11 protein-coding genes are annotated in these 11,993 nt (G+C 75.2%); 2 read left to right on the top strand and 9 right to left on the bottom strand.

The window, feature by feature from the left end; all coding sequences use genetic code 11:
* Positions 1-682 (top strand): hypothetical protein (locus ACSC1Q_RS38375; RefSeq protein ID WP_436763646.1); only part of this gene is annotated, 682 nt, incomplete at its 5' end.
* A gap of 50 nt (positions 683-732) precedes the next feature.
* Here ACSC1Q_RS38375 and ACSC1Q_RS38370 read toward each other — a convergent pair.
* Complete coding sequence (locus ACSC1Q_RS38370) at positions 733-3,063, bottom strand: catalase (protein ID WP_436763645.1); 2,331 nt, start codon at positions 3,061-3,063, stop codon at positions 733-735.
* Between the two features lie 380 nt (positions 3,064-3,443).
* Positions 3,444-4,022: a DsbA family protein gene (locus ACSC1Q_RS38365; RefSeq protein ID WP_436763644.1), complete on the bottom strand. Its 579-nt coding sequence runs from the start codon at positions 4,020-4,022 to the stop codon at positions 3,444-3,446.
* 267 nt (positions 4,023-4,289) lie between these two features.
* Between ACSC1Q_RS38365 and ACSC1Q_RS38360 the strand changes: the two genes are divergently transcribed.
* Entirely contained in the window at positions 4,290-5,102 is an 813-nt protein-coding gene (locus ACSC1Q_RS38360) for an aminoglycoside 3'-phosphotransferase (protein WP_436763643.1), read from the top strand.
* A 145-nt stretch (positions 5,103-5,247) separates the two neighbouring features.
* Here ACSC1Q_RS38360 and ACSC1Q_RS38355 read toward each other — a convergent pair whose 3' ends face one another.
* From ACSC1Q_RS38355 to ACSC1Q_RS38325, 7 genes are all read right to left on the bottom strand, one after another.
* Positions 5,248-6,204 (bottom strand): epimerase, encoded by a 957-nt coding sequence (locus ACSC1Q_RS38355; RefSeq protein ID WP_436763642.1) that lies wholly within the window; start codon positions 6,202-6,204, stop codon positions 5,248-5,250.
* Positions 6,205-6,324: 120 nt separating this feature from the next.
* Complete coding sequence (locus ACSC1Q_RS38350) at positions 6,325-7,263, bottom strand: alpha/beta fold hydrolase (RefSeq protein ID WP_436763641.1); 939 nt, start codon at positions 7,261-7,263, stop codon at positions 6,325-6,327.
* A gap of 30 nt (positions 7,264-7,293) precedes the next feature.
* Complete coding sequence (locus ACSC1Q_RS38345; protein ID WP_436763640.1) at positions 7,294-8,280, bottom strand: acyltransferase domain-containing protein; 987 nt, start codon at positions 8,278-8,280, stop codon at positions 7,294-7,296.
* Positions 8,277-8,891 carry a malonate decarboxylase holo-ACP synthase gene (locus ACSC1Q_RS38340; RefSeq protein ID WP_436763639.1) on the bottom strand — a complete coding sequence of 205 codons (615 nt, stop codon included), beginning with the start codon at positions 8,889-8,891 and terminating at the stop codon, positions 8,277-8,279. The genes ACSC1Q_RS38345 and ACSC1Q_RS38340 overlap by 4 nt, the downstream gene beginning before the upstream one ends.
* Positions 8,882-10,825: a biotin-independent malonate decarboxylase subunit beta gene (locus ACSC1Q_RS38335; protein WP_436763638.1), complete on the bottom strand. Its 1,944-nt coding sequence runs from the start codon at positions 10,823-10,825 to the stop codon at positions 8,882-8,884. The genes ACSC1Q_RS38340 and ACSC1Q_RS38335 overlap by 10 nt, the downstream gene beginning before the upstream one ends.
* A complete protein-coding gene (locus ACSC1Q_RS38330) occupies positions 10,822-11,115 on the bottom strand; it encodes a malonate decarboxylase subunit delta (protein WP_436763637.1) in 294 nt (97 codons plus the stop codon). Before ACSC1Q_RS38330 ends, ACSC1Q_RS38335 begins: the two co-directional genes overlap by 4 nt.
* Positions 11,103-11,993 carry a triphosphoribosyl-dephospho-CoA synthase gene (locus ACSC1Q_RS38325; RefSeq protein WP_436763636.1) on the bottom strand — a complete coding sequence of 297 codons (891 nt, stop codon included), beginning with the start codon at positions 11,991-11,993 and terminating at the stop codon, positions 11,103-11,105. Before ACSC1Q_RS38325 ends, ACSC1Q_RS38330 begins: the two co-directional genes overlap by 13 nt.

Raw genomic sequence — 11,993 nt, 5'->3', positions numbered from 1 at the left:
GGTGACGGGGCATCGCCGGGTGGTGATGCAGTTGATCGCGGCCAATCGGCACGACGCGCGGATCGGCGCGTTGGTGGGCCCGGCCGCACAGGACGGCATCTTCGCCCTCGAACTGCCCCCGGGCGCCACTCTGGCCGAGACCGCCCGGGCCGGGCACCGCCAGGCGCTGACCGCCTACCGCCACGCGCTCTACGAACCGCTGAGGCTGATGGCGATGCGCGAGGAGCTCGGCCGCGAGCGGGGCGGCCCCATCGACCTGTCGGCCTACTTCAACGACACGCGAGGCGGCGGCGACTGGCCCGACCTGCCCGCGGTGGAGCCGCCGGGGGATCCGGCCGCGATCGCCGCCCTCACCGCGCGGACCACCTTCTCCGTGGTCGGCTCCTGGGAGCACGTGGACGCCACCACGGCGCAGTTCATCACCGGTCAGGCCAGGGACGCCTGTGAGCTGCACCTGCTGGCCGACACCGCGTACCTGCCCCGGAGCACGGTGTACGCGTTGCTGCGCGGGATGGAGACCCTGCTGGTACGCGCCGTCGCCGGAGACGTTCCCCTCGGCACCGTCGCCGGGCTGTGCGGCCTCACCCCGGCCGAGCGCCCCCCGGCCGGGAACGTTCCCGGCCCGGACCACGGCTCGTCGTCCGATCGGGAACCGCTGCCCTTCCCGGCCACGCCGGTCTGAAAGGGACCGTACAAGGGCACATGCCGGGTTCCTGGCGAGACCGATGCGGATCAGGCGATGGCGACGGCGGGGGGGAAGCGTTCCCAGACCCGGTGCTGCCCCAGCAGCCGGACGACCCCTTCCAGCACCCCGTCTCCGCCGTCTCCGCCGTCTCCGCCGGCGCCACCGCCGTCGCCGGTGACGAGCACGCCGGGCGCCGAGGTGTCGATTCCCGCGGCGCCGAGCGCCCGCGCGGCGTCCCCCCAGCCGCCGAGCGGTTTGGCGTGGCGGAACGCCTCGCCGAGTATCAGCAGCACCCGCGGGTCGACGCCCGCCGCGGTGCCGAGCGCGCCGTTGCCGGCCTTGGCGTCGCGGGCGCCGTAGGCGTCCTTGCCCGGCGCGGGCGCACCTGCCAGCAGCAGGGCGTCGAACTCGACGGACCTGGCCGTGGCGAACGTACGCTGCACGGTGACGGGGTCGGCGCCCCCCGCGCCGAGCAGGCCGCCCGCCGGGGCGATGACCAGCGGCACCATGCCGCCGTCCAGGATCGTCCGGCGGACGGCGCGGACGGTGTCCAGGTCGCTGGTCTCGTCGGCGACGATGCCGACGACCCGGCCGACGGTGGGCCACGTCCGCCCGAGCTGGGAGAGCGCGACGCTGGGCTCGACCGACGGCAGCGGGCCCGCCGGCGCCGGTGCCGGCAGGCCCAGGCCCAAGGCCACCTGCCCGCACAGGTACGGGTCGATCTCGGCCAGCACCGTCAGGGCGCGTTCCTTGATCGGCTGCTCGTAGACCTTGCCGAGCTCGAAGGTGTAGGCGGCGATGACGTGCTCGCGCTCGGTCGGGGTCAGGCTCAGCCAGAACCGGCGGGGCTGGCTGAAGTGGTCGGCGAACGACGCCGGGGCCTCACGCACCTTGCTCGCCGCGGGTATCCGCACGGGCGTCTCCCGGTACCCGCCCTCCTCCGACCCGGCGTAGAACGGGCAGCCGCCGTCCAGGGAGTTGGGCTTGTACGGGGCGACGCCGGAGTGCACCGCCGTCTGGTGCAGGCCGTCGCGCAGCATGTCGTTGACCGGGGCGTGCGTGCGGTTGATCGGGATCTGCGCGAAGTTGGGGCCGCCCAACCGGCTGATCTGGGTGTCCAGGTACGAGAACATGCGCCCCGCGAGCAGCGGGTCGTCGGTGACGTCGATGCCGGGCACCAGGTGACCGGTGTGGAAGGCGACCTGCTCGGTCTCGGCGAAGTAGTTGCCCGGGTTGGCGTTCAGGGTGAGCAGGCCGATCGGCTGGACCGGTGCCAGCTCCTCCGGCACGATCTTCGTGGCGTCCAGCAGGTCGATGCCCTCGAAGGTCTGCTCGGGGGTGTCGGGGAAGACCTGGATGCCCAGCTCCCACTGCGGGTAGGCGCCCGCCTCGATCGCGTCGGCCAGGTCGCGCCGGTGGAAGTCCGGGTCCACGCCGCTGATCAGCTGCGCCTCCTCCCACAGCAGCGAGTGCACCCCCGCCTTGGGCTTCCAGTGGAACTTCACCAGCGTCGTCGCCCCGGCGGCGTCGACCAGCCTGAAGGTGTGGACGCCGAAGCCCTCCATCGTCCGGTACGAGCGTGGGATGCCGCGGTCGGACATGTTCCAGATGGTGTGGTGGGTGGCCTCGGTGTGCAGAGACACGAAGTCCCAGAACGTGTCGTGCGCGCTCTGGGCCTGGGGGATCTCCCGGTCCGGGTGCGGCTTGGCCGCGTGGATGACGTCGGGAAACTTGATCGCGTCCTGGATGAAGAACACCGGGACGTTGTTGCCCACCAGGTCGAAGACGCCCTCGTCGGTGTAGAACTTCGTCGCGAACCCCCGCGTGTCGCGTACCGTGTCCGCCGACCCCCGGGACCCGAGCACGGTCGAGAAACGTACGAAGACCGGGGTCTCGGCGCCTTGGGCGAGGAAGGCCGCCCTGGTCACCGCGGAGGCGTTGCCGTAGGCGTGGAAGACGCCGTGCGCGGCGGCCCCGCGGGCGTGCACGACGCGCTCGGGAATGCGCTCGTGGTCGAAGTGCGTGATCTTCTCGCGCAGGTGGTGGTCCTGCAGCAGCACCGGGCCCCGGGGGCCGGCCTTGAGCGAGTGGTCGGTGTCCACCAGCCGCGCCCCCTGGGCCGTCGTGAGGTAGGCGCCGCCCTGCGCCAGCGCCGCCTGCGGCACGTCGGTGGGCTGCCCGGTGGGGGTGAACGGATCCGGCCCCCTCTGGTCGGGGCCGGGCGCCGCGGGCGGCCGGGGTTCGGTCGGTTCCTCCAGAGACGGTGTCACGCTTCCCGGCTTGCCGGGGATCACGCCGGACGGCCTGCCGGACACGGCGTCGGTCAGCCTGTCGATGATCTTCTCGACCGTTTCCTTCACCGGGTGGGACTCTTTCATCGTTTCTCCCCCTTGAGGCACGGCGGCGGCGGACCCGTCACCGTCGCCGAGGACCGGATCCGGGTACGGGCGGCCGGAACGCCGGCGGCGCGGGTCGGGCCGCCGGCGGCCGTCGGTGGCGCCGCGCCGTGCCCCCACTGCACCACGCGGAACGGCGGGCGCCCCGGCTCCGCCTCACCTGTTGATCATCACGTCAAAATCTCTTGGGCAAGCGGTGGGGCTTGAGGGACGTCGCCGGCGAGCCGCCGAAGTCGATGACCGCGGACAGGCGGCCGTCGACGACGAGCAGGATGACGGCCGCTCACCCGGGAGCCGGAAGCCAACAGCCGGGGGTGGGGCGGGCGGGAAGGCCGAAGGGGCACGGGGCCGGGAAGGGCGGGTCAGGGGGCGACGGCGGCGACGGCGGCCACGATCGCCTGGGGGTCCGTCTGCACGGGTATCCCCTCGACGAGGACGGTCGGCGTGGCGCTCACCCCCCGCTCGACGGCCTTCCGCGTCACGTAGGCGGTCCAGTCGAGGTAGGTGCCGTCGCGTACGCCCTCGCCGAACGCCGGGCCGCCGAGCCCGGCCGGGCCGCCGAGTTCGATCAGCTCGTCGTCGGTGAGTCCCGGTCCTCCCTCGGGAGGCTGGCCGGCGAAGAGCGCGCGGGTGTACTCGACGAACCTCCCGCCGTCCGAGGCGCAACCGGAGGCCGCCGACGCGCGGGAGGAGTACCGGTCGGCCGACAGCCTGTCCAGAAAGCCCGTCGGGTGACACACCAGGCTGATCGTCCGGTCCTTCACCATCGCGTTCAGCGCCGGTCCGGACGCCTGCTCGAACGACCTGCAGTACGGGCACAGGAAGTCGACGTAGACGTCGACGGTGACCGGGCCCGTACCGACGACGATGCCGTCTCCGTCGGCGGAGGCACCGGCCGGCACCCGGGCGGGCGCCGTCGCCCGCTGTGGTCGCGTGCTCATGAGGTCCTCCTCGCGATACCCGGGGAGAGACCCGGGCCCGTGCGCCCGAGAACTCCCCTGTTCCTACCCACCCCCCGGGCGCCGCAGCCTAAGAACGGTCAAAGCCGGGATCACGGATCAGGCTTCACGACGCCCCCGGCTTCTCCGCCGCCCCTCTCCGGCTCGGGCCCCCACCCGGGCCCGTGCCGGCTCGGAAACCCACGCGGGCTCGCCCGCTCGGAAACCCATTTGTCATCGGCACCGCACTCCCGGGAGGATCGGGTTCTCATGAGCCGTCCCGTCATCTCCGAGATCCCGACCGGCCCCGTGGCCGTCCCCGCCGTCGTCGCGTCGCTCGCCGGGGGCGACGCCGTCACCCCGGTGTGGCGCAACGAGCTCGGCGGCCTGACGTTCCGCCTCGAAGACGGGCACGGCACCACCAGATACGCCAAATGGGTCGCCACCGGCACCCCGGAGATCGACCTCCCCGGCGAGGCGGAGCGCCTGATCTGGGCGCGGCGGTGGGCGGCCGTCCCGAGGGTCGTCGAGCACGGCACGGACGCCGACGGCGCGTGGCTGGTCACGGCGGAGGTTCCCGGCCGCTCGGCGGTGGACCCCCGCTGGAGCGCCCACCCGGCGACCGCGGCGGCCGCGATCGGCCGGGGGCTGCGCCTGCTCCACGACGCCCTGCCGGTGGACCTGTGCCCGTACGACTGGAGTGTCGATCGGCGGCTCGTCCGCGCCGACGAGCGCATCGCCGACGGCGAGGGGCCGGCCGACCGGTTCCCCGAGCACCGGCACCTGGGGCTCGCCGAGGCGCGGGCCCGCGTCGGCGAGCCGCCCGCCGTCGACCGCCTCGTCGTCTGTCACGGTGACGCGTGCGTCCCCAACACCCTGCTGCACGACGACGGCACGTTCGCCGCGCACGTCGACCTGGGGTCGCTCGGGGTGGCCGACCGGTGGGCGGACCTCGCGGTCGCGGCGTGGAGCATGGACTGGAACTACGGCCCGGGATTCGACGGCGTCGTGTACGACGCGTACGGGATCGTCCCCGACCCGGAGCGCGTCGCCTACTACCGCCTGCTCTGGGACATGGCCTGACCCGTCACCCCGGCGAGCGCCCGGCACGGCGGCCACTCCCGCGCGGGCCCCGCCCCCAGGAGTCCGCCGACGAGCGGCCGGAGCTGACGGCGGCCGCTCCCGTGCGGCCCCCGCCGTCACGGACCACCGTCCGTCCGGTCGGCCGTCACCTCCCGGCACGGCTCCGGGCCACCAGTTCGCGGGCGGCTTCCGGCCATTCGGGGACCTCGAACCCGAAGCCCGCGCCGAGCAGCCGGCCCGGCACGACCCGGCGGCTCTTCAGCAGCAGCTCGGTGTCGCCGCGCAGCGCGAACGCGCCGAGCTCGGCCATCCACTTCGTGGCGGGCAGCCCCACCCGCACGCCCGCCGCGTCGCGCAGGCCCGCCATGAACGCGCGGTGCGGCAGCGGGTTGGGCGAGGCGAGGTTGACCGGCCCCGAGAGCTCGTCGCGGGCCAGCAGGAACTCGACCGCCCGGACGAAGTCGCGGTCGTGGATCCAGGACACGTACTGCCGGCCACCGGCGACCGGCCCGCCGAGGCCCCATCGGGTCATCCGCCACAACTGGTCGAACGCCCCGCCCCGGCCGGGGGCCATCACGATGCTCGTGCGCAGCGCGACCTTTCGGGTGCCCGGGACCGGCGCCTCGGACAGCGCGCGTTCCCACCGCCGCGCGATGTCGACGCTGTAGGCCCAGTAGGCCGGTACGCCCTCCTCGGCGCCGCCGATGACCCCCGTCGCCTCGTCGTTGGCCCGGTCGTGGCTGTGCGCGTAGATCGTGGCGGTGCTCATCTGCAGCCACACCCGCGGCGGCCTGGCCGCCTTGGCGATCGCCGTCCCCACGGCGGTGGCGGAGTCCACCCGCGAGGCCATCATCTCCCGCAGGTTGGACTCGGTGTAGCGGCAGTTCACGCTGCGCCCGGCCAGGTTGATCACCGCGTCGGCGCCGTCGACCTCGGCCGCCCACTCCCCGGCGGCCCGCCCGTCCCACGGCACCGTACGGGCGCCGGGCACCCGGGTGTCCGCGCGCCGGCTGACGACGACCACCTCGTGGCCCGCGCGTCCGAGGGCATCGGCGAGCAGGAGCCCTAGATGTCCGGTACCACCCGGTATGACGATCTTCACTGTGCCCCCGCTCCCGGCCGGTTTACACCTCGATCGTCGTCAGCTTCGCACGCGGCGGAACGACGCCGGTCGCCGGGTGCCGCCGGCGTCGTGGCCCGGTACCGCCCGACCCGGTATCGCCTAGCGGACGGAGCAGATCGCGGACCCGATCACCGCCGTCACCGCCTCCGGGTGCGATATCAGGGTCAGGTGCGAGCCACCGGGGAACTCGGTGACCTTCGAACGCGCCCGGTGGGCCATGAACCGCTGCGAGGACGGGGTGATGATCCGGTCACCGGTGCTGATGAAATACCAGGAGGGGATCGTCTTCCACGCCGCGGCCTTCGACGGCGTCGCGAACGCGCTGGTCGAGGCGGGGCGCTGGGAGGCCCACAGGCGTACGGCGGTGTCCCGGGGCAGGTCCGAGGCGAACGAGCGGACGAAGGCGTCCCGCTTGAGATAGAGGTCCGTCGCTCCCCGGGCCGCCCCCGAATAGGACACCGTGTCGTAGAGGGAGGCGGGGTCCGCGGAGAGCGCGGAGCCCCGGCCGCTGAGCCCGCCGGTGGTCTCCCCGGCGTCGGGCGCCGCCGCGTCGACGTACACCAGGGCCTTGACGTTCGGGACGTCCGCGGCGGCGTTCGTGATCACCGAGCCTCCGTAGGAGTGCCCGACGAGCACGATCGGGCCGGAAAGGGTTCTCAGGAAGTCGGCGACGGACGCGGCGTCGCCGGTGAGGTCCCGGAGCGGGTTGGCGACGGCCCGTGCGACGTACCCCGCCCGGTGCAGGGAGTCCACCTCGCCGGCCCAGCTGGAGGTGCCCGCCCAGGCGCCGTGCACCATGACGACCGTGGGCCTGGCGTTGCCCGGCGACCGGCAGGGAAACGGCTCGGCCGCGATCGCCGGTGACGTGAGCGCCGCCCTGGTCGTTGTGACCGCCGTAGCCGTAGCCGTAGCCGTAGCCGTAGCCGTAGCCGTCTGGGCGCCGGTCGTCGGCGACGCCGTCGCGGACGCGGTGACGGCGGCGAGTGCCACCGCGGGCGCGATCCCCCTGAACCGCCGGCGGGTGCGTGCGGATTTCATCTTTCTCCCCCTCGGTGTGATGAGTGATCTTCAGGTTCCGGCGAACGGCGCCCGGTGGCCCCGTGCCGCGTCCCGGCCCCGCGGAGACGTCCGTTCCGTCCCCCGGTCCCGGCGGGTGAGCAGCGCCGCGTCGGCGACGCCGGTGTCGGCGAGGGTGACGACCCGGGTACGGGGATGGGCGGCCCGGGCGATCCCGGCGAGGACGTCCCCCGGAGGTGTCTGGACGAACAGGGTCGTGCCGAGCTCACCGAGCAGGGCGATGACGTCACGCCACCTCACCGTGGTGGCGATGCCACGGGCGAGGTCGTCGAGGACGGCGCCGGGCTCGCGCAGGAGACGCCCCGCGCCGCCCAGGTAGGGGACGCGGAGGGGGCGCCGGGGGATCCCCGCGAGGTGGTCCGCCATGGCGTCGGCGACGTGGCCGAGCAGCGGGCAGTGCGAGGGGACGGCGATGTCCAGGCGCCGCACGCGCCGGGCGCCCGCCCGGCCGGCCGCCGCGCCGAGGCGTTCCAGGGCGCGGTCGCTCCCGGCGACCACGAGCTGCTCGTCGGTGTCGACGACGGCGAGATAGGCCGGGTCGTCGCCGGTGGTGACCGACTCGATCACCCGCCGGGCCCGGGGCACGCTCAGCCCGAGAACGGCGGCCATGCCGTACCCGCGAGGATAGGCGTCGCGCATCAGCTCGCCGCGACGGCGTACGGCCGTGAGGGCCTCGGCGAAGGTCAGGACCCCGGCCGCGACGGCGGCCGGGAACGCCCCGGCGGAGTGCCCGGCCACGGCGTCGGGAACGGCGCCCTCACAGGCGAGGGCGCGGGTCGCGGCGACCCCGGCGACGCAGAGCGCGACCTGCGTGGTGACGGTGGACGCCAGCGCCTCCGGGGTGTCCCGCGTGGACGAGCCGGGCAGGATCCGCTCGGCCTCGGCGCGGGTCGCGGTGACGGCCGGATGGCCGGGCAGGTCGTGGAGCATCCCGGGCCGCTGGGTGCCCTGGCCGGGATAGAGGAACGCGACGCTCATCCGGGGGCCCACGGGTCGTCCACCAGGCGCGGGCCGTGGTCGGTACGGACCATGACGGGGCCGCCGGTGCGCGCCCACTCGGTGAGGCCGACACCGCCGGACGGTGTCTCCAGCTGGCAGTCGACCTTGCCGGGCAGGGCGGCGAAGATGGCCGCCAGCCGGGTGGCCAGTGCCGGGTCCAGCCCGCGCGGTGCCCGGATCAGCAGGTCCAGGTCGCTTCCGGGGTGGGTGACCGGCTTCCCGGTGGCCAGCTCGAAGCCGACCCCGCCGATCGGTCCCCAGGAGGCGTCGGCCTCCAGCTCACCGGCGAGCAGGAGGGTGACGGCGGAGAGGGTGACGGCGAGCAGGGGGAGCCAGGGCCGCCGCTCCCTCAGGTCCTCGGGCGGTACGGAGCGGGTGACCGCGTCGCGGGGAACGAGGGCGGCGTGGCGCTGCCACCGCTCGGGCCCGCGGATGCCGACCGGGACGAGGCCGGGCGGGTGCGGTGCCCGCCGCACGACGCCCCACGGGCAGGCGGCGACCGACGCGGGTACCCACCCCGGGGGCACGTCCCCGAGTGCGGCGACTCCGGAGAGCCGCAGCAGGTCGTGCGGGCGCGCGGTCACCGCCATCGGGCGGCGAGCGCCTCGTGGACGCGGCGGGAGGCCGCCCGGGTCCGCCGGGCGGCGGGCGAGGTGAGCCGGCCGCTCAGGTCACGGGGGCCGTGGCGGGCCCGCTCGACGGCGGCGGTGAGCGCGTCCCGCGCCTTCCCCGCGTCCGCGCCGGTCGGGTCGGCGGCGTTCTCGACGTCCAGGAGCCCGTCGCACAGGCCGAGCCTCGCCCAGTCGGCGATGTCGTACGACAGCGGGGGGACGCGCCGTGCCAGCTCGTCGAGCTCCTCGACGGTCCGGCGGGTCACCCTCGCGGCGGCCTTCCTGTGCATGGCGTGCACCATCACGCCGGGATCGTCGAGCGCCAGGATCTGATCCGCCTGCGCGCCGTGCGCCAGGAATCCGCCGGACAGCGCCGTGCCGACGATGAGGGTGATCAGGGGGTGCCCCGCGACGCGGGCGCGGACGTAGGCGTCCACCGCGACGGCCAGGGCGTGGTGGAGGCCGAGCACCTCCTCGACGCGCCCGTACGCCTGGCTGGGCACGTCGACGACGGCGACGATCGGGCGGCGGCGGTCGTCGGGCAGGCGCGCGTCGCCGGTGACGACCTCGGTCACCGCCTCGGCGAGGGCGAGCCCCTCGCGGAGGCCGACCTCGCCCTCGCGGGCCCGGTGGTACGGGCTCCGCGGGTCCGGCACGACCGCGATCAGGCGGGCGACGTCGCCCCCCAGTCCGGCGTCCGCCGTGATCACCGACGGGACCACCTCGCGCACGTCGCCGTCGGCGAGCGCCCGCGTCCAGCTCCGCCCCCGGCTCGCCCCCCGTCCCTCCTCACCTTTCCGCGCTCCGGCCTCATGCGGCGCGGCCGTCGCTGCCACGGCCTCCCGAGGCGCGGCCCCGTGAACTGCGGGCTCCTGCGACACGGCCCTTGGCGGTGTGGCCTCCGACGGTACGGCCCCCGGTGACACGGCCTCCCGAGGCGCGGCCCCGTGGACCGCGGGCTCCGACACGGCCCCCGGTGACGCGGCCTCCCGCGATACCGCCTCTCGCGGCACGGCCTTCCGGAGCGCGGCCTCGTGCGCCAGGGCCTTCGCCCAGACGGCCGCGAGGTCGGCGGGCTCCGGCGGGTGGGCCGGGTCGACGGCCCGGAGGCGGGCCCGCAGCTCGCCGACGCGCCGGGAGCGGTGCTCGGCGGGCACGCCCCGCCCCACCGCGTCGATCACGGCGGACCGCACGGCTGTGACGTCGTCGAGGACGAGCGCGTCGGCCAGCGTGGTCTCGACGCGCTGCGTGCCGCCGTCGATCGACCAGATCAGCGGGTGGTCGGAGGCGTCGAACTCGGCGACGCCCGCCTCGGACTCGATCACCTCGGGACCGTCGAGCCCGAGACGGCCCTCCCTGGTCATGATCAGCCTCGTGCACAGCCCGGCGGCGATGCTCATGCCGCCGAAGCAGCCCAGCGCCCCGGCGACGACGCCGACGACGGGCCGCAGGGCGCGCAGCTCCAGCAGCGCCGAGCACACCTCCGCGATCGTGGCCAGGCCCAGATTGGCCTCCTGAAGGCGTACACCCCCGGTCTCCAGCAGCAGGATCGCGGACGTCGGGGTGCCGTCGCGGTTGTCGGCGGCGGCGAGGGAGAGCGCGGCGGCGATCTTCGCGCCGGAGACCTCGCCGATGCCGCCGCCCTGGAAGGCCTGCTCGACGCCGATCACGACCGCGGGCCGCCCGCCGAGCCTCCCCTTGACCACGACGACGCCGTCGTCGGCCTGCGGGACGACACCCTGGGGTTCCAGCCAGGGCGACTCGATCCGGTCGAAGGGGCCGCACAGCTCGCGGGCGGTGCCGCTGTCCAGCAGCGCGACGGCGCGCGCCCGCGCGTCCAGCTCTATGAAGCCGGTACGGGAGAGCAACGCGGTCCAGTCCGGCCGGTCCGTCCGGGTGTCCTGTGACGTCATGCCCTGCCCTCCTCGATGGCCTGCCGCAGGCGCAGGGTGACCACGCCGGGTGTCGCCCCGAAGTCGTTGAGCTCGAAGCTCCCGGCGACCCCGTGGCGGGCGAAGAACCGCTCCAGCACGGTCCGCCACACCGTGTCGAAACCGTCCACGCTGGTGCGTACGCGCACCCGGGCGACGGCGGACGGCTCCGGGGTCATCAGGATCTCCAGGTCCCCCGAACCGACCACCCCGACGTGCGCTCGCCGGGCGGGCGGCCGGTCGGCGGGGAACTCGTAGTTCAGCGTCTGCACGTGAGCACCTTCCGTCCGGCCCGGGTGACGGGCTCCGGCCACGGCACCGTGTCGAGGAAGAGCGCGGCGGCCAGCAGGTCGGCGCTCCCGCCCGGCGACAGCCGCCGCGCGGCGCACCGCTCGTCCAGCTCGGCGAGGGCCGCGCGGCCGCGTGCCGTACCCGCGCCTCCCTCGGCCAGGACGCGCTCGGCGCCGGACCGTACGACGCGCAGGCCCTCGGGGCCGCCCCGGTGCAGGACGCAGGTGTCGTCCAGGAGGCTCATCACCGCCAGCAACGCGTCCAGCCCGGCCGTCTCCTCGGCGACCCCGGCGGCCCTGGACCGGCGCAGCCGTGGCAGGGCGACCTCGACGACGTGCGGGAAGGCGGCCTCGGCCTCCCCGCGGGCACCGCGCACCCCGTACCGCAGCCGGGCCCGCTCGCCGTGGGAGGGCGTCCCCGCCGGGAGGTGCCGGTCGGGGAGGGCGGCCAGCCGGGCCGCCAGGGCGGCGGCCTCCCGCTCGTCGGTGGCGCGGGCGGCGGTGGCGACCAGCAGCCCGAGCGTCCACAGCGCCCCGCGATGCGTGTTCACCCCGCGCGTGGTCCGCAGCATGGCCGCCTCGCCCGCGCGGCCGAGCCGGCCCAGCTCCTCCCGGAGCCCGGTCCCGGCGGCCGTCCGCCCCGCCGCCTCGGCGAGGGCGCGGAACGTGGGGCGCAGCGTCCGCGCGGAGGCGAGGAGGAGCGGCAGGTCCATGTCGTCGTGCGCGCCGCGTCCACGGCGGTCGGCCAGCCCCGGCTTGGGGCTCAGGCACGCCTCCCGGCGCAGTGCCCGGACGGCCAGATCGGCGAGCAGGGCCGGCGTCCGTTTCCCCGCCGTGAGCGTCTCGTCGAGAGCGGTCAT

This window comes from Streptosporangium heterodermiicola (assembly GCF_051390675.1).
Lineage (GTDB): Bacteria > Actinomycetota > Actinomycetes > Streptosporangiales > Streptosporangiaceae > Streptosporangium.
Note: the sequence above shows the minus strand (reverse complement) of the source record. Positions and strands in the feature narration are given on the sequence as shown.

Excerpts from the sequence above, each read along its gene's own strand:
- ACSC1Q_RS38370 (WP_436763645.1), bottom strand. The coding sequence starts at position 3,063 with ATGAAAGAGTCCCACCCGGTGAAGGAAACGGTCGAGAAGATCATCGAC.
- ACSC1Q_RS38365 (WP_436763644.1), bottom strand. The coding sequence starts at position 4,022 with ATGAGCACGCGACCACAGCGGGCGACGGCGCCCGCCCGGGTGCCGGCC.
- ACSC1Q_RS38360 (WP_436763643.1), top strand. The coding sequence starts at position 4,290 with ATGAGCCGTCCCGTCATCTCCGAGATCCCGACCGGCCCCGTGGCCGTC.
- ACSC1Q_RS38350 (WP_436763641.1), bottom strand. The coding sequence starts at position 7,263 with ATGAAATCCGCACGCACCCGCCGGCGGTTCAGGGGGATCGCGCCCGCG.
- ACSC1Q_RS38345 (WP_436763640.1), bottom strand. The coding sequence starts at position 8,280 with ATGAGCGTCGCGTTCCTCTATCCCGGCCAGGGCACCCAGCGGCCCGGG.
- ACSC1Q_RS38340 (WP_436763639.1), bottom strand. The coding sequence starts at position 8,891 with ATGGCGGTGACCGCGCGCCCGCACGACCTGCTGCGGCTCTCCGGAGTC.
- ACSC1Q_RS38335 (WP_436763638.1), bottom strand. The coding sequence starts at position 10,825 with ATGACGTCACAGGACACCCGGACGGACCGGCCGGACTGGACCGCGTTG.
- ACSC1Q_RS38325 (WP_436763636.1), bottom strand. The coding sequence starts at position 11,993 with ATGACCGCTCTCGACGAGACGCTCACGGCGGGGAAACGGACGCCGGCC.